At 71.7% G+C, this 22,483-nt stretch carries 20 protein-coding genes; 8 read left to right on the forward strand and 12 right to left on the reverse strand.

Annotation, left to right across the window (positions count from 1 at the left end; genetic code table 11):
* Positions 1-199: 199 nt before the first annotated feature.
* A complete protein-coding gene (panB, locus tag ACZ61C_RS04520) occupies positions 200-1,063 on the forward strand; it encodes a 3-methyl-2-oxobutanoate hydroxymethyltransferase (RefSeq protein ID WP_354919570.1) in 864 nt (287 codons plus the stop codon).
* A 104-nt stretch (positions 1,064-1,167) separates the two neighbouring features.
* On the opposite strand, the gene ACZ61C_RS04525 is transcribed toward panB, so the two are convergent.
* Positions 1,168-2,028, reverse strand: coding sequence for a cytochrome c oxidase assembly protein (locus tag ACZ61C_RS04525; protein WP_465302834.1), 861 nt, complete (start codon positions 2,026-2,028; stop codon positions 1,168-1,170).
* Position 2,029: 1 nt separating this feature from the next.
* Positions 2,030-2,956 (reverse strand): undecaprenyl-diphosphate phosphatase, encoded by a 927-nt coding sequence (locus tag ACZ61C_RS04530; protein WP_465302836.1) that lies wholly within the window; start codon positions 2,954-2,956, stop codon positions 2,030-2,032.
* Between the two features lie 438 nt (positions 2,957-3,394).
* On the opposite strand from ACZ61C_RS04530, the gene pip reads away from it, so the two are divergent.
* Positions 3,395-4,339, forward strand: a complete 945-nt coding sequence (gene pip, locus ACZ61C_RS04535) for a prolyl aminopeptidase (protein ID WP_465302838.1) — start codon at positions 3,395-3,397, stop codon at positions 4,337-4,339.
* Positions 4,340-4,434: 95 nt separating this feature from the next.
* On the opposite strand, the gene ACZ61C_RS04540 is transcribed toward pip, so the two are convergent.
* Genes ACZ61C_RS04540 through ACZ61C_RS04560 form a run of 5 tightly spaced genes read right to left on the reverse strand, consistent with a single transcriptional unit; the run spans position 4,435 to position 9,795 of the window.
* On the reverse strand, positions 4,435-5,232 hold the full coding sequence (locus ACZ61C_RS04540; RefSeq protein ID WP_465302840.1) for an ABC transporter permease: 798 nt from the start codon (positions 5,230-5,232) through the stop codon (positions 4,435-4,437).
* Positions 5,233-5,240: 8 nt separating this feature from the next.
* Positions 5,241-6,080 (reverse strand): ABC transporter permease, encoded by an 840-nt coding sequence (locus tag ACZ61C_RS04545; protein ID WP_465302842.1) that lies wholly within the window; start codon positions 6,078-6,080, stop codon positions 5,241-5,243.
* A 1-nt stretch (position 6,081) separates the two neighbouring features.
* Positions 6,082-7,284, reverse strand: coding sequence for an ABC transporter substrate-binding protein (locus ACZ61C_RS04550; protein WP_465302844.1), 1,203 nt, complete (start codon positions 7,282-7,284; stop codon positions 6,082-6,084).
* A gap of 10 nt (positions 7,285-7,294) precedes the next feature.
* Complete coding sequence (locus tag ACZ61C_RS04555) at positions 7,295-8,365, reverse strand: ABC transporter ATP-binding protein (protein ID WP_465302846.1); 1,071 nt, start codon at positions 8,363-8,365, stop codon at positions 7,295-7,297.
* 8 nt (positions 8,366-8,373) lie between these two features.
* Positions 8,374-9,795 (reverse strand): gamma-aminobutyraldehyde dehydrogenase, encoded by a 1,422-nt coding sequence (locus tag ACZ61C_RS04560; RefSeq protein WP_465302848.1) that lies wholly within the window; start codon positions 9,793-9,795, stop codon positions 8,374-8,376.
* A 111-nt stretch (positions 9,796-9,906) separates the two neighbouring features.
* On the opposite strand from ACZ61C_RS04560, the gene ACZ61C_RS04565 reads away from it, so the two are divergent.
* Both ACZ61C_RS04565 and ACZ61C_RS04570 read left to right on the forward strand, forming a co-directional pair.
* On the forward strand, positions 9,907-10,635 hold the full coding sequence (locus tag ACZ61C_RS04565; RefSeq protein WP_465302850.1) for a FadR/GntR family transcriptional regulator: 729 nt from the start codon (positions 9,907-9,909) through the stop codon (positions 10,633-10,635).
* Positions 10,636-10,669: 34 nt separating this feature from the next.
* Complete coding sequence (locus tag ACZ61C_RS04570; RefSeq protein WP_465302852.1) at positions 10,670-11,386, forward strand: cache domain-containing protein; 717 nt, start codon at positions 10,670-10,672, stop codon at positions 11,384-11,386.
* An 8-nt stretch (positions 11,387-11,394) separates the two neighbouring features.
* Here ACZ61C_RS04570 and ACZ61C_RS04575 read toward each other — a convergent pair whose 3' ends face one another.
* On the reverse strand, positions 11,395-12,882 hold the full coding sequence (locus tag ACZ61C_RS04575; protein ID WP_465302854.1) for a PucR family transcriptional regulator: 1,488 nt from the start codon (positions 12,880-12,882) through the stop codon (positions 11,395-11,397).
* 107 nt (positions 12,883-12,989) lie between these two features.
* On the opposite strand from ACZ61C_RS04575, the gene gabT reads away from it, so the two are divergent.
* Genes gabT through ACZ61C_RS04590 form a run of 3 tightly spaced genes read left to right on the forward strand, consistent with a single transcriptional unit; the run spans position 12,990 to position 16,294 of the window.
* The gene (gene gabT, locus ACZ61C_RS04580; protein WP_465302856.1) at positions 12,990-14,345 is read left to right on the forward strand and encodes a 4-aminobutyrate--2-oxoglutarate transaminase; all 1,356 of its coding nucleotides are present in this window, start codon (positions 12,990-12,992) and stop codon (positions 14,343-14,345) included.
* Positions 14,342-15,769: an aldehyde dehydrogenase family protein gene (locus ACZ61C_RS04585; protein WP_465302858.1), complete on the forward strand. Its 1,428-nt coding sequence runs from the start codon at positions 14,342-14,344 to the stop codon at positions 15,767-15,769. The genes gabT and ACZ61C_RS04585 overlap by 4 nt, the downstream gene beginning before the upstream one ends.
* Before the next feature lie 6 nt (positions 15,770-15,775).
* Positions 15,776-16,294 carry an HAD domain-containing protein gene (locus tag ACZ61C_RS04590; RefSeq protein ID WP_465302860.1) on the forward strand — a complete coding sequence of 173 codons (519 nt, stop codon included), beginning with the start codon at positions 15,776-15,778 and terminating at the stop codon, positions 16,292-16,294.
* Here the strand turns inward: ACZ61C_RS04590 and ACZ61C_RS04595 are convergent.
* Complete coding sequence (locus tag ACZ61C_RS04595) at positions 16,283-17,053, reverse strand: helical backbone metal receptor (protein ID WP_465302862.1); 771 nt, start codon at positions 17,051-17,053, stop codon at positions 16,283-16,285. The two genes, ACZ61C_RS04590 and ACZ61C_RS04595, sit on opposite strands and share 12 nt — an antisense overlap.
* Positions 17,050-18,456: an RNB domain-containing ribonuclease gene (locus ACZ61C_RS04600; RefSeq protein WP_465304175.1), complete on the reverse strand. Its 1,407-nt coding sequence runs from the start codon at positions 18,454-18,456 to the stop codon at positions 17,050-17,052. Before ACZ61C_RS04600 ends, ACZ61C_RS04595 begins: the two co-directional genes overlap by 4 nt.
* 125 nt (positions 18,457-18,581) lie before the next feature.
* Here ACZ61C_RS04600 and ACZ61C_RS04605 point away from each other — a divergent pair, with 125 nt between their 5' ends.
* Positions 18,582-19,526 (forward strand): ATP-binding protein, encoded by a 945-nt coding sequence (locus ACZ61C_RS04605; protein ID WP_465302864.1) that lies wholly within the window; start codon positions 18,582-18,584, stop codon positions 19,524-19,526.
* Here the strand turns inward: ACZ61C_RS04605 and ACZ61C_RS04610 are convergent.
* Together ACZ61C_RS04610 and ACZ61C_RS04615 are read right to left on the reverse strand one after the other, a co-directional pair.
* On the reverse strand, positions 19,523-19,705 hold the full coding sequence (locus ACZ61C_RS04610; RefSeq protein ID WP_465302866.1) for a hypothetical protein: 183 nt from the start codon (positions 19,703-19,705) through the stop codon (positions 19,523-19,525). The genes ACZ61C_RS04605 and ACZ61C_RS04610 overlap by 4 nt on opposite strands.
* Before the next feature lie 42 nt (positions 19,706-19,747).
* The gene (locus ACZ61C_RS04615) at positions 19,748-19,963 is read right to left on the reverse strand and encodes a hypothetical protein (protein WP_465302868.1); all 216 of its coding nucleotides are present in this window, start codon (positions 19,961-19,963) and stop codon (positions 19,748-19,750) included.
* Positions 19,964-22,483: the final 2,520 nt, after the last annotated feature.

A 22,483-nucleotide genomic window follows, 5' to 3' on the forward strand; every position in this document is an offset into this window, starting at 1 on the left:
TGCCTCTTCTTGACGTCAGTGAACACAGGTTGGTTGTCCCCGGTCATCAACCTGAAGGCTGACGGCGGCTCCTCCCCGAGGGTGTGAAGCTTGTCGCACGCGGTTGGGGGCGCTCCGGGCGCGTGTCACGCTTTGAGACGCCCCTGCTCCACGACCCGGGGACCTCACCGAGGCCTCGAGGGAAGGACGGTCGACGACGATGTCTGCCAGCGCCGAAGAACCCGCCCCGTACGGCACCGGACCCGCCGCCAAGCCGGCGCCGGGCCGGAAGGTCCGCGTGCACCACCTGCGTGAGCTCAAGGAACGCGGCGAACCGTGGCCCATGCTCACCGCGTACGACATGTACACCGCCGCGCTGTTCGACGAGGCCGGGATCCCCGTGCTGCTCGTCGGCGACTCCGCGGCCAACAACGTCTTCGGGTACGACACCTCGCTGCCGGTGACGGTCGACGAGCTGCTGCCGCTGGTCCGGGCGGTCACCCGATCGGTCAAACGGGCGCTGGTCGTCGCCGACCTGCCCTTCGGCTCCTACCAGCTCTCGCCGCAGCAGGCGCTCGAGACGTCGGTGCGGTTCATGAAGGAGGGCCGCGCGCACGCCGTGAAGCTCGAAGGCGGACGGCGGTTCGCCGCGCACGTCGAGGCGCTGACGTCGGCCGGCGTGCCGGTGATGGGCCACATCGGGTTCACCCCGCAGAGTGAACACAACCTCGGCGGCTACCGGGTGCAGGGGCGCGGTGAAGCGGCGGACGTGCTGCTCGCCGACGCGCTGGCCCTGCAGGAGGCCGGGGCGTTCGCGGTGGTGATGGAGATGGTGCCCGCCGAAGCCGCGAAGCGCGTCACGGCGGAGCTGAAGATCCCGACGGTCGGCATCGGCGCCGGCCCGGACTGCGACGCCCAGGTGCTGGTGTGGCAGGACATGGCCGGGCTGCGGCGCGGGAAGGCGCCGCGGTTCGTCAAGCGCTACGCCGACGTCGCGACGGTGCTGCAGGACGCCGCGACGGCGTTCGCGGAGGACGTCCGGCGTGGGGAGTTCCCGGCGCCCGAGCACGCGTTCCACGACTAGCCCACAGCGCCCCAATGTGGCCTTCGGTGCGTTGAACGCACCGAAGGCCACATTGGGTGCGTTCAACGCAACCAAGGCCGCCTTGGGGCGCTTGAGAGCCCTTGTCATCGGCTCCGGAACCGCTCGGCGAGCTCCGGGTCGGTCTCCCACCAGAGCCCCGACGTCGACGCGGCGCCCGAAGCAGCCTCCTCGTCCAGCCGGACGTCGATCTCCTTCGCGCGCCGCTCGTCGTCGCGGGCCCACCGGACGAACAGCGCGGCGACGAACGGCAGCCCGGCGACGTCGCCGCCGATCCACAGCACCCCCGCGCCGATGATCTGGTCGGTGCGGGGGTCCGGGCCCCGGCCCGGGTGCGCGGCCGCGTAGTGCGCCGGCGCCAGCAGCGGGCCGAGCCAGAGCACCAGGCCGAGCGCGCCGTCGAAGATCACCTCGGTGAACGCGATCCACACCGACACCAGGTGCGGGTCGCGCCGCGGGGTCGGGTCGAGCCCGAGCCGGGTCCAGAAGTAGCCGAACCCCGCAAGCACCAGGACCAGCCGGACCAGGCCGTCGACCACTGAGGACCGCAGCACGAGGTCGTAGAGCGGGGTCAGGTACAGCACCAGCACGGGCACCACGAGCGCGAGCGTGACGACCGGCGGGAAGGTCAGGGCCCGCGCCACCCTGCCTCGGCCGTGGCGGCGCAGCCACCGGGCCGGGGTGGTGTCGAGCAGGAGCCGGACGGGCGCGCCCATGGCCAGCAGCAGTGGCGTGATCATCAGCAGCGTGACGACCTGGACCGCGCGAACCCAGAAGAACGTCGTGTCGTAAACGGCCAGCGGCGAGCACGTGACGAGCACGATCGTCGCCAGGCCGGTCAGGAACGCCGTGGTGCGGCCCGGCGGCCACCCGCGGCCCCGGGCCGCGCGCACGTAGAGCGTGCCCAAGACGAGCACGCAGAGGAGCGCCGGGGCGTCGACCGTCACCTCACACCGCGAAGAAGATCAGGCTGCCGATTCCGGCGACCACGCAGTAAATGGCGAACGGGGTCAAAGTGCGCGTTTCGAAATATCCGGTGAGGAACCGGACGGAAATGTACGAAGCGACCCCGGCGATGACACTCCCGACGAGCGCCGGGCCGAGCGACGCCTGGTTCTCCGGCGCGAACAGCGTCGGCATCTTCAGCACCCCGGCGGCGAGGATCACCGGTGTGGCGAGGAGGAACGCGAACCGCGCGGCGTCCTCGTGGCCGAGACCGCGGCGCAGCCCGGCGACCATCGTGATGCCCGAGCGGCTGATGCCGGGCAGCAGCGCGAAGATCTGCGCCGCGCCGATCAGCACGGCCTCGCCGACGCGCAGCTTCGCCAGCCGGACGTCGGTCTTCTCCTCGACGCTCACCGCGCGCATGACCAGCGTCTCCTCGGCCGAGAAGTCCACGGTGTCGTCGTCGGCCGCGGGCTTCTGCCGGGAGAACTTCTCGGCGGCGTAAAGGACTCCGCCGTTGAGCGCGAGGAAGACCGCCGCCGGCACCGGTTTGCCGAGGAAGTCGCGCAGCAGCCCCTCGAACAGCAGGCCGGCCAGCCCGACCGGGATGGTGGCGAGCACGAGCAGCCACGCGAGCCGCTGGTCGGGGGTGCGGACCTCCCGGTGGCGGACCGACGTCCAGAGGCCGCCGATGATCCGCACCCAGTCCTTCCGGAAGAACAGCACGAGCGCGAGCGCGGTGGCGACGTGCATCGCCACGAGCACCGCCAGGTAAGGGGAGTCCTTGCCGATGCTCAGGTCCTGCTGCCACTGCCCGCCGAGCCAGGCGGGCAGCAGGATGCTGTGGCCGAGACTGGACACCGGAAACAATTCCGACACCCCTTGCAAGGCGCCGACGACAATCGCCTCGACATAGGTCACCGCGGACATTCCGAGCCTTTCCGTGCCACTTTCGAAGCCACTTTTCGAAGCTTCGACACCGGAACGTACCGGCCCATTCGTTAACACCGGGCAAGGGGCGGGGTCGCACTCAGCGTCCTCTCAGCGCGCGTTCACGTACATGAACTTCAATCATGTCCTTGACTGACGTTCGGGCTTTGGCTTAGCGTTTAGCCCGTCGCCGCCACGACGAAGATTCGAACCCTCGACGAGGAGGACGGGAATGCGTGTGCGGACTGCCGGTCGTTGTGACCACACCGACGGCTTCGTTCCTCCTCGTCCGGACGTCAGCCCCGGGGGCTGACCCACGGACCGGGAGCCCGCTCAGCCCGGCGGCGGGGGCGGGCTCCCGCCTTTCCTGGTCGTCGTCCCGCTTGGAAAACATAGGGTCGGGACGACGACCAGGACCACTCCGGCAGAGTGTCGGGCATGGACGAGCTGTACCCGCCGCTTCCCCCGCGCGCCGAAGGGTTCCTGGACGTCGGCGACGGGCACCGGATCCGGTGTCAGGAGGCGGGCAACCCCGAGGGCAAGCCGGTCGTGGTGCTCCACGGCGGGCCCGGCAGCGGGATCGCGCCGATGGCGCGGCGGCACTTCGACCCCCAAGCGTACCGGATCGTCCTGTTCGACCAGCGCGGCTCCGGGCAGTCGACGCCGGACGCGAGCGACCTCACCGCGAACACGTTGTGGCACCTGGTCGCCGACATGGAGGCCCTGCGCGCACGGCTCGGCATCGAGCGCTGGCAGCTCTTCGGCGGCTCGTGGGGCGCGACGCTGGCCCTGGCCTACGCCGAGACACATCCTTCGCGCGTCAGCGAAGTCATCCTGCGCGGTGTGTTCACCGTGCGGCGGAGCGAGCTCGACTGGATCTACCGCGGCGGCGCGGCGAACCTGTTCCCGCGGGAGTGGGAGGCCTTCCTGGCGCCGCTGCCCGCGGGACGCCGGGACGACCCGCTGGCCGCGTACAGCGAGCTGCTCTCCCACCCGGGGGAAGAAGTCCGGCACCGCGCGGCGATCGCGTGGAGCACCTGGGAAGGCGCGACGGTTTCGGTGCAGCCGCAGGAGACTTTTGTGCAGCAGTACGCCGATCCGGCGTTCGCACTGACCTTCGCGCGGCTCGCCGTCCACTACTTCAGCCACGGCGCCTGGCTCGAAGACGGCCAGCTGATCCGCGACGCGGGCAAGCTCGCGGGCATTCCGGGGGTGATCGTGCAGGGCCGGTACGACACGGTCTGCCCGCCGACCACGGCGTACGAGCTGCACCGGGCGTGGCCGGGTTCGGAGCTGAAGCTGCTCGAGGGCGCCGGGCACGCCGTCACCGACCCCGGCGTGCTGGCCGCCCTGCGCGCGGCGACGGACTCATTCCGCGAGTAGCGAAGACCCACAACAGGAGCTGGGTGGTCATCCCGGAGCCTGCCCGTCCGGCGAGGACATCTTCTTCACCGTGGCAACGAGGCGGGCCCGGAAGCCTAGAGCCGTCCGCCCGAGGCCGTGTCGCCGGACAGCCGCTGCGCCAGGTACACCGGCACCGTCGACACCACGATCAGGACCGCCGCGACCACGTTCACGATCGGCGCCTGGTTGGGCCGGAACAGGTTGTTGTAGATCCAGATCGGCAGCGTCTCCATGCCCGTGCCCAGGGTGAACGTCGTCACGATGATCTCGTCGAACGACAGCGCGAACGCCAGCAGCCCGCCGGCCAGCAGCGCCGACCGCAGCATCGGGAACGTCACCAGGCGGAACGTCGTGAACCCGGTCGCGCCGAGGTCCATCGACGCCTCTTCCAGGTTCCCGCCCATCCGGCGCAGCCGCGCGACGACGTTGTTGAACACCACCACGATGCAGAACGTCGCGTGCGCGATGATCGCCGTCAGCAGGCCGAGGTCGACGCCGAGGATCGTCCGGAACGCGTTGTTCAGCGCGATGCCCGTGACGATCCCCGGCAGCGCGATCGGCAGGATGATCAGCAGCGACACCGGGTTCCGGCCGAAGAACCGGTAGCGCTGCAACGCGAACGCGGCCATCGTGCCGAGCACCAGCGCGATCGCCGTCGCCGCGAGACCGGCTTCGACGCTCGTCCACAGCGCGTTCAGCGCCCCCTCGTTCGACGTGGCGCGGCTCCACCACTCCAGCGTGAAGCTCGACGGCGGGAAGCCGAACGTCGTGTCCGGGTTGAAGGAGTTGAGCAGCACCACCAGCAGCGGGAAGTAGATCACCGCCAGGCCGAGCCCCAAGGCCGTCCACAGCACCACGCGGGAGGTACGCACGGAAGCTCCTAGAGGTTGTCGAGCGCGCCGGTGCGGCGCACCGCGGCCAGGTACACGAGCATGATCACGACCGGCACCGTGGCCACCGTCGCGGCGAACGGGAGGTTGTTCGCCGCGCCGATGTTGTCGTAGACGACGTTGCCGAGCATCTGCGAGGTGCCGCCGACGATCTTCACCGCGATGTAGTCCCCCAGCGACAGCGAGAACGTGAAGATCGAGCCCGCCACGATCGCCGGGAACGTCAGCGGCAGGATCACCGACCGGAACGTCCTCACCGAACGGGCACCGAGGTCACCGGAGGCGTCCACCAGCGAGTCCGGCAGCCGGTCGAGGCCCGCGTAGATCGGCAGGATCATGTACGGCAGCCAGAGGTAGGACAGCGTGATGATCGTGGCCGTGACGCCGTAACCGGGCGAAAGCCAGCTCAGCGCGCCGTTGCCGGACAGCATCGAGCGCCACGCGTATGCCTTCACCAGGTAGCTCGCCCACAACGGCGTCATCACCGCGATCACCAGGATCCGTTGTGCCCGCGGCGAAGCGAGCTTGGCCATCGCGAACGCCATCGGGAACGCGACGACGGCGTCGATCACCGTGACCAGCGCCGCGATCCCGACCGTGCGGAAGGTGATCGTGCGGTAGACCGCGTCGCTGAACAGCGTCTTGAAGTTGTCCAGCGACCACTCGATCACGACCTGGCCGGTGAACGCGTCCGTGTGCCAGAACGCCGTGACGAACAACGCGGCCAGCGCGCCCAGGTAGGCCAGGCCGAGCCACAGCAGCGGCGCCGAGAGCAGGAAGCCCAAGCGCAGCTCGGGCTTCCGGTAGAAGAAGGCCGATACGGCGGTCATGTCAGCCCTTGATCTCCGTCCACGCCTTGGTCCACTCGCCGTAGTCCTTGCACTTGACGTCCGTGCGGCCGTCGAGGCACTGCTGGATCGGCGTGGTCCAGTACGCGATCTTCGACGCGTAACCGGCGTCGTTGGCGTGGTAGGTGTCGCAGAGCGTCTTGTCCGTCATCTCCGCGCACGCCTTCGGGTTCGCCGGCGCCTCGCCGAAGTACTCGGCGACCTGGGCGTTCACCTTCGGGCTGATGATGTAGTCGAGCCACTTGTACGCGCACGTCTTGTGCGCCGACTTCGCCGCGACCATCCACGTGTCCGACCACCCGGTCGCGCCTTCGCTCGGGACGGCCGACTCCAGCGCCGCGCCCTCGCCCTTGGTCAGGTTGACCGTGACCTGCCAGGCGGTGCCGACGACGGCGTCGCCGTTCTTCAGCGCCTGCGACTCCTTGAGGTAGTCCGACCAGTACTCGCTCACCAGCGGCCGCTGCTGCTTGAGCAGGTTCACCGCGGCGGTGAACTGCTTGTCGTCGAGGGCGTACGGGTTCTTGATGCCGAGGTCCGGCTGGTGCGCCATCAGGTACAGCGCGGCGTCGGCGATGTAGATCGGCGAGTCGTAGGCGATCACCTTGCCCTTGTAGGGCGAGTTCGCGTCGAACATCACCGACCACGACGTCGGCGCCGGCGTCACCTTGTCGGTGCGCCAGGTCAGCAGGTTCGCGCCCCAGCCGTGCGGGATCCCGTAGGCCACGTTCCCGACGCTGTTCCAGGACTTGTCCTTGAGGAACGGCTGGACGTCGGCGTAGTTCGGCACGAGCGTGGTGTTCACCGGCTCGACGTCACCCGACGCGACCAGCCGCAGCGACGCGTCCCCGGATGCCGAAACGACGTCGTACTGCCCGGTCTTCATCAGCGTGACGGCCTCGTCGGAGGTCCCGAACGGCTTGACGTTCACCTTGCAGCCGGTCTGCTGCTCGAACGGCGTCACCCAGTTGACCTTCGGGTCGTTGGAGCCGTTCTCCGCGTACCCCGGCCAGGCCAGCACGTTCAGCGCGCCCTCCGGCTGGCCGAGCGCCTTCAGCGCCTCCAGCTTCGGCGGGGTGAACCCCTGCGCGCCGGGCGGCGCGGACGAACTCGTGCCCGACGTGCCACATGCAGCCAACAGCAGGCTAGCGCCGAGGAGGCCGGCAAGCCGCGTCTTCCTGTTCTTCATGGCAAACCCTTCACTGACCGGGAACCTGAAAACTGTGTTCTTGACGCCAGCTGAGCCGGACGCGGCCCTCCACCAAAGCGCCGTCGGTGTTCTGCCGGACGACCGAGAGCCGGCCCCCGGCGTCGAGCGCGACGGCGTACCGCACGGTGGCCCCGGCGTAGACGACGTCGGTGATCGTGCCGGTCGCGCTGGTGTCGCCCGGGGCGGCGGGTTCGGACAGCTCGCCGTCGATGCGGATCTTCTCCGGCCGGATGCTGAACAGCCCCGGCCGGCCGATCACGGACTCGGCGCCGCGGCCGCCGAGCAGGTTCGAGGTGCCGACGAACCCGGCGACAAACGCGCTCGCGGGCCGTTCGTAGACTTCTTCCGGCGTCCCGACCTGCTCGATCTTCCCGTCGTTGAACACGGCGATGCGGTCGCTCATGGTGAGCGCCTCGTCCTGGTCGTGGGTGACGAAGACGAACGTGATGCCGACGTCGCGCTGGATCTGCTTGAGCTCCAGCTGCATCGCCAGCCGCAGCTTGAGGTCGAGCGCGCCGAGCGGCTCGTCGAGCAGCAGCACCTTGGGCCGGTTCACCAGCGCGCGGGCGAGCGCGACGCGCTGGCGCTGGCCGCCGGAGAGCTGCGCGGGCTTGCGCGAGCCGTAGTCGTCCAGCCGCACGGTCTTGAGGGCTTCAAGAGCGCGCTCCCGGCGTTGCTGCTTCGGGACGCGCTTGACCTTCAGGCCGTACTCGACGTTCTGCTGCACGCTCATGTGCGGGAACAGCGCGTAGTCCTGGAACACCGTGTTGACGTCCCGCTCGAACGGCGCCAGCGTGCTGACGTCGCGGCCTTCGAGCTCGATCGTGCCGTCGGTGGGCAGCTCGAAGCCGGCGATCAGGCGCAGCACCGTCGTCTTGCCGGAGCCGGACGGGCCGAGCATGGAGAAGAACTCGCCGGGCGGGACGTCGAGGTCGACGCCGTCGACCGCGTGGACGTCACCGAAGTGCTTGCGCAGCCCGGAAAGCCGGATCGCGGGCCCTTCGGTCTCGTTCGGCGGCGCGGAGTCCTCCCGCGTCTCGGTGGGTGCTTGGTTGGGCATCGCCAGCCTCACAGTGCGCTCATGACGTGCTTGACGCGGGTGTAGTCCTCCAGCCCGTACAGCGAGAGGTCCTTGCCGTACCCGGACTTCTTGAAGCCGCCGTGCGGCATTTCGGCGACCAGCGGGATGTGGGTGTTGATCCAGACGCAGCCGAAGTCGAGCTTCGCCGCGAGGCGCATCGCGCGCTGGTGGTCGCGGGTCCAGACCGAGGACGCGAGGCCGTACTGGACGGCGTTCGCGGACTTGAGGGCGTCGGCCTCGTCGCTGAACCGCTGGACGGTGATGACCGGGCCGAAGATCTCGTTCTGGCTCAGCTCGTCGTCCTGCTTCAGGCCGGAGACCACGGTGGCCTCGTAGAAGTAGCCTTCGTCGCCGGCGCGATGGCCTCCACAGTGGACGGTCGCGTGCTCCGGCAGCCGGTCGATGAACCCCGAGACCTTTTCCAGCTGGGCCGCGTTGTTGAGCGGGCCGTACGCGACGTCTTCGTCGTCCGGCTTGCCGGTCTTGGTGTTCTCGGCCTGCCGGGCGAGCGCCGCGACGAACGTGTCGTGCACCTCGTCGGCGACCAGCACCCGGGTGGCGGCGGTGCAGTCCTGGCCCGCGTTGAAGTAGCCCGCGACGGCGATGGCCTCGGCGGCGGCGTCGAGGTCGGCGTCCTCGAAGACGATGACCGGCGCCTTGCCGCCCAGCTCCAGGTGCACGCGCTTGACGTCGTTGGCCGCGGACTTGGCGACCTCGATGCCCGCGCGGACCGAGCCGGTGATCGACACCATCGCCGGGATGTCGTGCTCGACCAGCGCGCGGCCGGTGTCGCGGTCGCCGCACACGACGTTGAACACGCCCGGTGGCAGGAACTCGCCGGCGATCTCGGCCAGCAGCAGCGTCGACGCCGGGGTGGTGTCCGACGGCTTGAGCACGATGGTGTTGCCGGCGGCGAGGGCGGGCGCGATCTTCCAGATGGCCATCAGCAGCGGGTAGTTCCACGGCGTGACCTGCGCGCAGACGCCGACCGGCTCGCGGCGCACGAACGACGTGTGGCCTTCCATGTACTCGCCGGCGGACCGGCCTTCGAGCACGCGCGCGGCCCCGGCGAAGAAGCGGACCTGGTCCAGGACCATCGGGATCTCTTCGGACATCGTCAGCGCGATCGGCTTGCCGGTGTTCGCCGACTCGACCCGCACGACCTCGTCGGCGCGGGCTTCGAGCGCGTCGGCGATCTTCAGCAGCGCGAGCTGGCGCTGGGCCGGGGTGGTCGCGCGCCAGGTCTCGAACGCGGTCGCGGCGACCTGCAGCGCGTTGTCGACGTCGTCGGGTCCGGCGATCGGCGCCGTGCAGTAGGGGCGCCCGGTGACCGGGTCGACGATCTCCGCCGTCCGGCCCGACTTGGACTCGACGTACGCGCCGCCGACGTAGTGCTTCAGCTCCTGCACGAGTGGCTCCTCGGGTTCGCGAGAGCTAAAACATATGAGTTCATATGTAATAGGACAAGAGGATCAGGCAAGATTGGTGCGAACGGGTACCTCCACCGGCGAAGGGTCACGATGCGCCAGGGCATGTCGCACAGCGCGCGGTCCGCCATGTTCGCGCCGCTCGGCCAGGTCGGGCGGGCGGAAGCGGTGGCGGCGCGGCTGGTCGACGCCATCACGCTCGGCCTGCTCGCCGACGAGGAACAGCTGCCCAGCGAGGCCGACCTGGCCGCGCAGTTCGGCGTCTCGACCGTGACGGTCCGGGAAGCGCTCGTGGCGGTGCGGCAGCAGGGCCTGGTCGAGACGCGGCGGGGGCGCAGCGGCGGCAGCTTCGTCCGGGCGCCGGCCAACCCTCCCCCGGACGAGTGGCGCTCGCGGCTGCGCGAAGTGTCCTTGTCCGATCTGCGCGACGTCGGCGACCACTACCTGGCGATCGCCGGAGCCGCCGCGAAGCTCGCCGCCGAACGCAGCTCGCCCGAGGACGTCGCCCGGCTGCGGCTGGCGACCGACGACCTCCGCACGGCGCACGGCATCGACTTCACGCGCGCGGAGCGGCAGTTCCACCTGGAGGTCGCGGCGGCCGCGCAGTCGCCGCGGCTGACGCACGAGGAACTGCAGCTGCAGACCGAACGCGGCGGGCTGCTGTGGCTCCCGCTCGGCGCCCACCCGCACGAGGAGCACGCGGCGATCACCGCGGCGATCGCCTCCGCGGACGGCGAACTCGCCCGCAAACTCACCGAAGAGCACATCCTCGGCGCGCTCGACCGGCTCGCGGACGTGCACCTCGACCTGCTGGCCCCCTAAACTCCGCTTTACTCCGCGTATCGAGGTGAGCACCGTGAACGACACCCGCACGCTGACCGGCGACGAGGTCGTCGAGCAGGTCTCGGCGTTGGTGGAAGAGGTCTTCGAGCGGCTGAAGCCGCTGCTGACGGCGGCCGAGTCGGTGCTGGCGGACGCCCCTTCCGCGGCGGCGCTGCACCGGATCCGGCCGCAGGTCACCGAGGCCCTCGGCGGCCTGGTCGTCGGCGCGGGCTTCGTCAGCGCCCCGCACGTGTTGTCCGACTCGGAGTTCGGCTTCGAGTGGTGGACGGGCTCGGCCGCGGAGCCGTCGCAGCTGTTCATCAGCCTGGATCCGGCCGCGGAGAACTTCCTGGACTACACGCGCCAGTCGTGGTTCACGGTCCCCCGCGACACCGGGCGGCGGCACATCAACGGCCCGTACGTCGATTACCTGTGCACCGACGAGTACACGCTGACGTTCACGATTCCCGTGTCCCGTGGGGATTCCTTCGCGGGAGTCGTGGGAGCGGACGTGTACGTGCGCGAGTTCGAGCGCGCGGTCCGTCCGCGGCTGCGGTCACTGGGCCGGGGCGCGGCGCTGCTGAACGCGCAGGGCCGGGTAATCGTGTCCAACAGCGTCCGGCAGCCGACTGGCTCGCTGGTGCGGGAGGCCGACGTCCCGGCGTGGTGGTCGGCGGGCGCGGAGCCGAGCCCGGTGCTGCGCCGCTGCGGGGACTCGCCGATCGTGCTCGTGAGTGGTAATTCGGGTTAGAACCCTAATTACCACTCACGACCAGCCGCGGCAGGAGTCTGCAACGCCACCCACAGCTCCGCCCGCACGCCCGGCGAGTCCAGGTCCCGGCCCAGCAGCTCCCCCGCCTTCGTGATGCGGTTCCGCAGCGTGTGCCGGTGGACGCCCAGGCGCGCGGCGGCGACGTCCCAGTGCCCGTGGTGCTCCAGCCAGCAGCGCACCGACTCCACGAGATCCCCCCGGCCGGTCTCATCGTGCTCTCGCAACGGCGCCAGCAGGTTCCTGCCGTAGACCCGCGCCACCACCGGGTCGATCAGGGACAGCAGACCGCGGGCCGAGTGCTCGGCGAAGCTGACCAGCGGCTTGCCGTCCGCCTCCGCCGCGCGGGCCGCCAGGTCCGCCTGCTCCGCCGCCACCGCGAAGTTCTCCAGCGGCACCGGGTCCACCAGGCCCGCGTACATCGGCCCGGCGCTCGCCGCCGCCGTCAGCGCGCGGTCCAGCACGTCGCCGCCGGACCGGCCGAGGACGAGCACTGCCGAACCCGACTCCGCGAAGAACAGCGAGCTGTCGCCTTCCAGCGCATCACACGCCCGGCGCCGCTGAGCGGGCGCACCGACCAGCGCGACGAGCGCCCACGGCGGTTCCGGCGGGTCACCCCACGCCGTCGTCATCACTCCCAGCGCCAGCTCGTGCCGCCCTTCCGCCAGCAGATCCACCAGGCCGGTCCGCAGCGACCGCCAGGCGTGCGTGAGCTTCAGATCCTGTTCCAGTGCCAGGGAAAGCAGCGCGACCGCGGTGTTGACGACGTGCCGTCCGGCGGTGTCGAGCGGCTCGGCGGTGCCGACCGCGAGCGCCCGGCGCACCCGCGTGGGCAGGGTCTGCAGCACCACTTCCTGCCCGGCGAGCTCGAAGACTCGCGTGCCCGAGCGAAGCTGCTTCAGCTCTTCGCGCACTTCGTCGGAGTAGGACTGCGCGGTGGCCGGTGCGCCCCCCTCGACGCCCGAGGTGTCGAGCAGCAGCACCCAGCCGTCGACGAGCTTCGCCAGCTTGCGCAGCACCCCCGCCGGGCCGCTCTTGCCGACCGCCGTGCGGGTCAGCTCCTGCTGGGCCTTCCCGATCCGGACCGTCGTCGCGTACTCGTCGGCCGCCACCGCCCGGGAAACCGCGCGTGTGATCGCGATGAACGGCGTCTCGCGCGGCACCTCCAGCACCGGCAGCCCCACCTCGGCGGCCGCCTCGACCAGCGCGGGCGGGACCTCGTCGTGGCTCAGCCCGACGCCGAAGCCGAGCCCGGCCGCGCCCGCGTCGACCAGCCGCCGCACGTAGGCCGGCGAGGTGTCCTCGTCGAGGGCCAGCCCGGTCGTCAGCAGCAGCTCGCCGCCTTCGAGGAACGCCTGCGGGTCGGTCAGCTCGGTCGGGTGCACCCAGCCGATCGGCCGGTCGAGGAGAGCGTCGCCGGTCAACACACGCAGGCCGAGCGGGCGGTCGGCGGCCAGGCCGCGCAGCGTGAGTGCCATAACGGCCAATTCTACGCGCCTTCTTGTACGGATCGGCCAGCTGACGCACCGCCCGGTGACCGCTCATCCTGGGGACGACCACCCACCCGCGTCCGCAGGAGCACGCCGTGACCGCAAGCACCACCGCCGAGCCGCAGGCCCCGGCGCCCCGGCAGCGCAGGCTGCGCACCGAGATCCCCGGCCCCGTCTCGCGCGAGCTGCAGGAACGCCGCGCGAACGCGGTCGCCGCGGGCGTCAGCTCGGTGCTGCCCGTCTACGTCACCTCGGCCAGCGGCGGGCTGCTCACCGACGCCGACGGCAACGTCCTGATCGACTTCGGCTCCGGCATCGCGGTGACGAACGTCGGGCACTCCGCGCCGGCCGTCGTGGACCGCGTCCGCCAGCAGGCGTGCTGGTTCACCCACACCTGTTTCATGGTCACGCCGTACGAGGGCTACGTCGAGGTCTGCGAGGCGCTGGCCGAGCTGACGCCGGGTGACCACGCGAAGAAGTCGGTGCTGTTCAATTCCGGCGCCGAAGCCGTCGAGAACGCCGTGAAGATCGCGCGCGTGGCGACCGGGCGCCAGGCCGTCGTCGTGTTCGACCACGCCTACCACGGCCGCACCAACCTCACGATGGGCATGACCGCGAAGTCGGTGCCCTACAAGCACGGGTTCGGCCCGTTCGCGCCCGAGGTGTACCGCGTGCCGGGCTCGTACCCGTTCCGCGACGGGCTTTCCGGCGCCGACGCGGCCGCGCTGGCCATCGACCGGATCGAGAAGCAGATCGGCGGTGACCAGGTGGCCGCGGTCGTCCTGGAGCCGATCCAGGGTGAGGGCGGCTTCATCGAGCCCGCGCGCGGCTTCCTGCCCGCGATCGCGGCGTGGTGCCGCGCGAACGGCGTCGTGTACGTCGCCGACGAGGTCCAGACGGGCTTCTGCCGCACCGGGTCCTGGTTCGCGTCCACCGACGAGGACGTCGTGCCCGATCTGATCGCGACGGCCAAGGGCATCGCGGGCGGGCTGCCGCTGTCCGCGGTCACCGGCCGCGCTTCCCTGCTCGACGCGGTGGGTCCGGGCGGGCTCGGCGGCACGTACGGCGGCAACCCGATCGCGTGCGCCGCCGCGCTCGGCTCGATCGAGACCATGCGCGCCGAAGACCTCGCCGCGTCGGCGAAGCGCGTCGAAGGGGTCGTCCTGCCCCGGCTGCGGGCGCTGGCTGCCGAGACCGGCGTCATCGGGGACGTCCGCGGGCGCGGCGCGATGCTGGCCGCGGAGTTCGTCCGTCCGGGGACTTCGGAGCCGGACGCCGACCTCACCAAGCGCGTCGCGGCGGCCTGTCACCGGGCCGGCGTGGTGGTGCTGACCTGCGGCACGTACGGCAACGTCGTCCGGCTGCTGCCGCCGCTGTCCCTGTCCACCGACCTGCTCGACGAGGGCCTCTCGGTCCTCGAGCACGCTGTCCGCACGGAGGCGCACGCATGACTTTCCCCTTCTGGGTCGCCGGAAAGCCGGTGACCGGCGGCGCCACGGCCGACGTCCGCCACTCCTTCGACGGCTCACTCGCCGGCTCCCACTTCGTCCCGTCCACTTCGGACGTCGAGGCGGCGGCGCAGGCCGCGCACGAGGTCCGGGACGAGTTCGCGACGCTGCCCGCGCACGTCCGCGCCGGGGCGCTGGACCACGTGTCCCGAACTTTGGGTGAGCGGTCCGAAGAGATCGCCGCGCTGATCACGGCCGAGTCCGGCAAGCCGCTCAAGTGGGCGCGCGGCGAGGTCGGCCGCGCGGTCTCGACGTTCCGCTGGGCCGCCGAGGAGGCCCGCCGCTTCTCCGGCGAGCTCCAGCGCCTCGACACCGACCCGGGCGGCACCGGGCGGCTGGCGCTGGTCCGGCGGGTGCCACGCGGGCCGGTGCTGGGCATCACGCCGTTCAACTTCCCGCTGAACCTGGTGGCGCACAAGGTGGCCCCGGCGATCGCCGTCGGCGCGCCGATCGTGCTCAAGCCCGCGCCCGCGACACCGCTGACCGCGTTGCTGCTGGGCGAAATCCTGGCTGAAACCGATCTTCCGGCGGGCTCGTGGTCGATCCTGCCGGTGGACAACGAGACGTCGTCCCGGCTGGTCGAGGACCCGCGGCTGCCGGTGGTGTCGTTCACCGGCTCGGTCCCGGTCGGCTGGGCGATCCGCGACCGCGTCCCGCGCAAGCACGTGGCCCTGGAGCTGGGCGGCAACGGCGCGGTCCTCGTCTGTCCCGATTGGACGGACCTCGACTTCGCGGCGCAGCGGATCGCGACGTTCGCGATGTACCAGGCCGGGCAGTCGTGCATTTCGGTGCAGCGGGTGTACGTCCACACGGACGTGTACGACGCCTTGGTCGAAAAGGTGCTTTCGCAGGTCGGTCTCCTGCGCACGGGCGACCCGCGCGCGGAGGGCGTCGACGTCGGCCCGCTGATCAACGAGGCCGCGGCTTCCCGGGTCTCGTCGTGGGTCGCGGACGCGGTCTCCGCGGGCGGCCGCGTGCTGGCGGGCGGCGGGCGCTCGGGCGCCACAGTGGAGCCGACGGTCCTGGCGGACGTCCCGGAGGACGCGGCGGTGATGGCCGAAGAGGTGTTCGGCCCGGTGGTTTCGCTGGTCCGGGTGCAGTCGGTGGCCGAGGGGGTTTCGCGGATCAACGCGTCCCGGTTCGGCTTGCAGGCGGGCGTGTTCACCCGCGACCTGCCGACGGCGTTCGAAGTGTCGGCGGCGTTGCAGGTCGGCGGGGTTCTGGTGGGGGACGTGCCGAGCTTCCGCGCGGACCAGATGCCTTACGGCGGGGTCAAGGACTCCGGCGTCGGCCGCGAGGGCCCGGCCTCGGCGATGGCGGACTTCACCGAGGAGCGGGTAACGGTTTTGACCGGCCTGACGCTCTAAGCAGGTGTGAGACCGCTGATCCTGCTCGACGTCGACGGCCCGCTGAGCCCGTGGGCCGCGCCACGCCACGCGAAGCCCGCCGGCTACGTCGAGCACCAGCTGCGGATCTCGCGCTGGAGCCGGCGCCGGCAACGGATCTGGCTGAACCCGGCGCACGGCCCGGCGCTGCTCGCCCTGGCCGGTTCCGCGGACGCGGAGCTGGCCTGGGCGACGAGCTGGGAGGACCGGGCGAACGCCCAGGTGGGCCCGGCCATCGGCCTGCCGCCGCTGCCGGTGGTCCAGTTCGCCGGGCAGCTCGAGGCCCGGCCCGCCACCTGGAAGTTCGGCCCGGTGGCCCGGTTCGCGGCCGGGCGCCCGCTGGCCTGGCTCGACGACGACTTCGACCTCTTCCCCGCCGCCCGGCAGTCTTTCCTCGACCGCCGCAGGAACCTGCCGACCGAGCTGATCGCCGTCGACCCGCACACAGGCCTCGCCGCCGAGCACTTCGCCGCGCTCGAGGCCTGGGTGCGCGACCTAAAGCTCTGACAGCGCTTCCGTCAGCGCTGCATGAGCCTCGACCAGCGAAGGCCCGTACCAGGTGAGGTGACGTCCCGAGACCAGGACGTACCGCTCGTCCGGGAAGTGGTCCGGGCCGTCCTCCGCCGTGAACAGGTACGGCTCGTCCGGCAGCACCAGCAGATCCGCATCCGCCGCGAAGTGCGCCCGCAGCTCCTCGACGTCCGGACGCGGGTACCGCTCCTCCGACGCCGCGTAGACGTTCGCCACGCCCACCCGGCGCAGGACGTCGCCGCCGAAGGTCTCGCGGCCCAGGACTATCCACGGCTTGCGCCACACCGGCACCACCGCGTGGCACCGCGCCGGCCGGACCTCGCGCCACAGCTCCTCGGCCTCGACCAGCCACTCCGGTTCCTCGAGCTCGTACGCCTGCGTCAGGATCCGCCGCAACGAGCCCAGCGCGGCCGGGACCGTGGCCGCCGCGGCCATCACCCAGACCGGGATCCCGTTGGCGCGCAACCGTTCGACGTCCTCCGGTCGGTTCTCCTCGGAGTTGGCCAGCACCAGGTCGGGTGCCAGGTCCAGCACGTCGTCGAGCTTCGGGTACTTCGACCCACCCACTCGCGGGATGTCCAAAGTGGACGGATGCGTGCAGTAGTCCGTGGCACCGGCGAGCCGCCCGGGCGCGCTCACCTCGACCGCTTCGGTCAGCGACGGCACCAGAGAAACCACGTGCGAAGCCGGGCCGCGCACCGGCACCGGCTCCCCGAGATCGTCGACGAGGTTCATGCGCGTTCGAACGACACCTTCCGCTTCTCGACGTCGACCGCGGTCAGCCGGACTCCGATCCGCTCCCCCGCCGTCAGCTTCTCGCCCGCGCACTTCGCCATCACCGTCGGGTCTTCGACGAGGATCTCCGCCTTGTTCTCGTCCGCGCGCAGCACCACCGCGCTGAACTCGCCGCCGACGTGCTCGGCGAGCACCCACGCCTCCACCTGGTCGATGCACGCCCGCTCGACCTTCGCGGCGAGCGTGTCCGACGCGCTCATGCGCTCCGGGACGTCCGCGAGCGCCGCCCGCACCCACTCCGGGACCTCGCGCCCGGCCGAGACGGCGAGGCAGATCTCGGTGGCGAACCGGTCGACCAGCCGCCGGATCGGCGCCGTGACGTGCGCGTACGCGCCGCCGATCCCCGCGTGCGTGGTCAGCGCGGGCAGCCCGCCGTCGAACGCGGTGTACCCCGCGCCGCGCAGCAGCCGGGTCGTGTCCGCGTAGATCGCCATCGCCGCCGGCTGCCGGGGATCCAGCCGGGACAGGAACTCCGAAACGGTGTCCGCGGCCGGCCACGCGATGCCGACCGCCTCGGCCGAGCGGCGCAGCCAGTCGACGGCCTCGGGCTCCGGGTCGGGCAGCGTGCGCAGGACGCCGACCCGCGCGTCGATCATGATCTGCGCCGCGGCCATCCCGGTGAGCAGCGAAATCTCGGCGTTCCAGGCGTCGACGGCGGTGCGCGGACGGCGGGCGAGCACCCAGCCGCCGTCCGGGTCGCCGCTGATCTCCTGCTCCGGCAGCTGCAGTTCGACCGCGCCGCGGCGGACGGCCAGCTCGCGCCGCCGCCGTCCCAGCTCGGGCAGCGCCGCCACCGACGGGTGCGGGTTTCCCGTGTCGAGCGCCGCCTGCACCGTCTCGTAGTCGAACTGCTCGGTGGACCGGACCAGCGCGCGGCGGACGCGGGTGGCCGTCGGCTCGCCGGACTCGTCGGTCTCGATGGTCCAGAGCACCGCGGGCCGGATCTCGCCCGGCAGCAGGCTCGCCGCGCCTTCGGACAGCACCGGCGGGTGCAGCGGGACGTTGCCGTCGGGCAGGTAGAGCGTCTGCCCGCGGCGGCGCGCCTCCCGGTCCAGCGCGCCGCCGGGCGGCACGAACGCGGCCAGGTCGGCGATCGCGTAGTGCACCCGGAAGCCGTTCGCGGTCCGCTCGACGACCACGGCCTGGTCGAGGTCCTTCGACCCGGGCGGGTCGATGGTGACGAACGGCAGGTCGGTCGCGTCCTCGCGGGGGCCGGCACTCGCGAGCGGGTCGAGCACCGCCGCCTCCGCCTCGGCCAGCACCTCGGGCCCGAACGACTCCGGCAGCGCGAACTCGGCACGCAGGGGGCCGAAGTCCCCGCCCGCCGAATGTGTCCTGATCACGAGGGGAGGCACCCCCCAACCCTAACCCCGGAAGGGCCCTGTGATCGCCCGATCGGGCTTGGGCCGGTCGGGTGTACGTTGCCCGTAATGAAAACCGTCTTCACGACCACCAAGGGAGCCGAGAAGTGAAGATCGCGTTCGTCGGCAAGGGCGGCAGCGGCAAGACGACGCTGTCGTCGCTGTTCGTCGCGTACCTCGCCGACGCCGGTGCGCCGGTGCTGGCCATCGACGCCGACATCAACCAGCACCTCGCGGTGGCGCTCGGCGCGACCGAGGAGGAAGCGCTCGCCTGGCCGACGCTCGGCGACAACATGGCCCTGATCAAGGACTACCTTCGCGGCGACAACCCGCGGATCCCGGACGCGGCGTCGATGATCAAGACGACCCCGCCGGGCCGGGGTTCCCGGCTGGTGCGGCCGTTCGAGGACAACCCGGTCTTCTCGGCGTGTTTCCGGCAGCTGGGCGGCGTCCGGCTCGGCGTCACCGGGCAGTTCGACGAGGACGACCTGGGTGTGAAGTGCTACCACTCGAAGGTCGGCGCGGCGGAGCTGCTGCTGAACCACATGGTCGACGTCGACGGCGAGTACGTCGTGATGGACATGACCGCGGGCGCGGACGCGTTCGCGTCGGGGCTGTTCACGCGGTTCGACGTGACGTTCCTGGTGTGCGAGCCGACGGTCCGCAGCGTCGGTGTGTACCGCCAGTACGCGGACTACGCCCGCGACTTCGGCGTGCGGCTCGTGGTGGTGGGCAACAAGGTGACCGACACCGAGGACGTCGAGTTCCTGCAGGAGCAGGTGGGGCCGGCGCTGCTGGGCTGGCTGTCGGCGTCGGGTCACGTGCGCGCGGCCGAGCGCGGCACGACCCGGCCGATCGCCGAGCTCGAGGCCGGCAACCTCGCGACGCTGGCCACGATGCGAGCGGCGGTGGACGTGGAGCGGCGCGACTGGGCGCGTTACCAGCGCCAGGCGGTGGAGTTCCACCTGCGCAACGCGACGGCGTGGGCCGGTGCCGACCTCGTCTCGCAGGTGGACCCCGAGTTCGTCCTCGGTCCGCAGCTGGCGGTCTAGTCGTCTTCGGCGTCGGCTTGCCGCGTCCGTTCCCTGGCGATTTCGAGGGCCCGCCGGGCGGTGGCCTCATCGGGGTACGGGCCGAGCAGGTCGACGCCGCGGCTGCGTTCGAGGTGCTCGACCTGGTGCGTGCGGGTGTTGTAGTACCACCCCTGGTCCGGGTTCGGGTCGTTGGCCATGGGAGCAAGCCTGGCACCCGACGGCCCGGCTGTCAGCGTGAGTCACCGCTTGTAGCGGTAGGGGATCTCGGTTGGCTGCCCGGTCGGCCCGAAGTCCGGCGGCTCTTCGGGGTCGGCGGGCTGGTCGGTGAACTCGTCGAACCAGCCGCGCTGGTTGCCGCGGGGAGGGGTTTCGGGTTCCTGGCGGGAGGGTTGGGGAAGCGGGGTGTCCCGGCCGGGGAAGACGGGGGTGGCGTTCGGGCCTGGCGTCGGCGGCATCGTGCCGGGGCCGGGGAAGACCGGGCGGGCGGGGGCGGCGTGGCGGGCTGGGAACGGCTGGGGGGTGGACTCGGGGCCGGGGAAGACCGGTTTTGGGGGGCGGGGGGCTGGGTTGGGTGTGGTGGGGGCCGGGTTGGCCGGCGCGGCGGCCGGGTTGGTTACCGCGGGACCCGGGTTGGTTACTGCGGGACCTGGGTTGGTTACTGCGGGACCTGGGTTGGTTGCCGCAGGGCCGGGGTTGGTCGCGGCGGGGCCGGGGTTCGTCGGCGCGGGGCTCGAGTCGGTCGGCGCCGGACCTGGGTTGTTCGCCGCAGCGCCCGGATTGGTGACCGTGGGGCCGGAGTTGGTCGACGTGGGGCCTGGAGCCGGGCCGTTGCTGGAGGTCGGGCTCGCGGTGGGGACCTGGCCGGACGGCGGCAACTGGACGTTCGGGGCCGGACCTGAGCCGGGTGCCTGAGCGCTGCCTGGGACCGGACCGACGGGCGGGATCAGAGTGGCGCCGGGACCCGAGCTGGTCGGCGCGAGGCCCGGGTTGGGTGCGGCGGGACCTGGGTTGGTCGCCGCCGGGCTCGAATTGATCGGCGCAGAGCTTGGGGCCGAGCCAGTGCTGGAGGTCGGGCTCGTAGCGGGGCCCTGGGCGGGCGGCAGCGACTGGGAGGTCGGGGCCGGACCTGAGCCGGGTGCCGGAGCGTTGCCCGGAACTGGACTGGCGGGCGGGTTGTGGGCCGCTCCGGGGCCGGGAGCCAGATCGGCACCCGATGCCGGGGCCGGAGGGGTGGATGGCACCGATTGGAAGGTCGGGACTGGATCAACGGCTGGAGGCGGACTGGTGTCCGGAGCCGGGCCGGAGCCGGGAGCCTGACCGGCCGGGCCGCTGGGTGGGGCCGAGTGAAGGTTCGGGACTGGATCCGGGCCGGTGGGCGGCGCTGGACTGTTCGGGACCTGACCGGCGCCTGGCACCGGTCGCGCGGACGGCGCCGGTGGGAAGTTCGGGACCGGACCTGAGCCGGGCACCGGAGCGTTGCCCGAGGCCGAAGTGGCGGGCTGGGCGGTATGAGCGCTCGAGTCGGGAGCAGGGCCAGTGTCGGGAGCTCCGGTAGCCGGGCCCCACGGCGGCTGCGAACCGCCGACCGCAGGCTGCTGCGGTTGAGGCGCGATGGGCGCCGGCGGTGGCGGTGCGCTGGGCGGAATCGGCGCGGAGTCAGCAGCCGGCTCGGCGTCGGCGAGCGGTGCCGGCTGCGCATCGGCAGGCAGCTGCGGCTCATCGGGCACCGACCGGGAGGCGGCAGACAGCTCAGCGCCGATGGGCGGCGCATCGGCAGGCGACGGCACATCGGGCGACACCGCCCCGGAGGCTTCAGACAGCTCAGCGTCAGGGAGCGGCGCCGGCGGCGGATCGGCAGGCCGCTGCGGCTCATCGGGCACCGACTGCGAAGCGACGGGCGGATGCGCCGCGTCGGGCATCGGCTGCGAAGCAGCAGATGCTTGCGAAGCAACGGGCGTCGCCGGCTGCGAAACTTCCGGTGGCTGCGGTTCCGCAGGCGACTGTGCCGCGTCGGGCTCGGGCTGCGGAGCAACGGGCGTCGCCGATTGCGGACCCTCCGGTCGCTGCGGCGCAGCAGGCGGCTCCGCACCTGCAGGCAGCGATTCCTGGGCCGCGGGCTGCGAAGCGTCAGGTGGCGGCTCTGACTGCTGCGCACCAGGCGAACCTTCGGCCGACGGCGCAGCAGGGCTGTCGGACGCCGGGTGAGGTTCAGTCGGCGTTGCTGCCTCGGCATCAGGTGCAACCGGATGTGCCAGCTTGTCCTCGCTCGGCGAGATGGCCGCTTCCGGCTGGTCGGCGACCTGCCCAGGCGCGACAGGCTCCGGTTGCTCACCGGCCTCCGGCGGAGCCGCAGCCTCAGGCCGGCTGGCTTCCTGCGATGCGTGTTCGGATTCGGATCGGCCGGCATCAGCCGCTGGTTCGCTCTCTTGCGGTGCGCCCTCGACTGCCGTCTCCGTCGGTGCAGGTTCGGACTGCGCGGGCTGCCGGGTCTCCCAAGGCTCCGGCGCCGCGTGGCGCGCAGTCGACGGGGCCCTCACCGGGCCCGGCGGGTCGACCTCGGCCGCCACCGCCCGCTCAGGCTCCGCCGAAGCCGGATTCCACCCCGGAGACGTCCGCCGCGGCGGCCTCGGCTGCGGCTCCGGCGTCCCCGGCACCGACTGCGCCGGCGGCGGATGCGGCACGGTTCGCCACACCGGCGCCGGGCCGATGTTCATCGGCGCCGGCGCCTGCCCCGGTGCCGGCGGAGCCCCGGGCGGCGGGGGCGAGGGACGCGCCGCCGGGCGGGGGATCGGGTCCAGGCTCGACACCAGCACCGTCGTGTTCTGGGGGTCCTCCACCTTCCGCCCACTGCGCTCGCGGTAGACCATCTCGCCGTCGGCGTCCATCTCGACCAGGTAGCCCGCCTCCGCGAGCTGCTCCTCGTCCAGATCCTCCAACCGCTCGTACCTCGACGGCACCACCCGGTAGATCGGCCA

This window comes from Amycolatopsis sp. NPDC104587 (assembly GCF_055583645.1).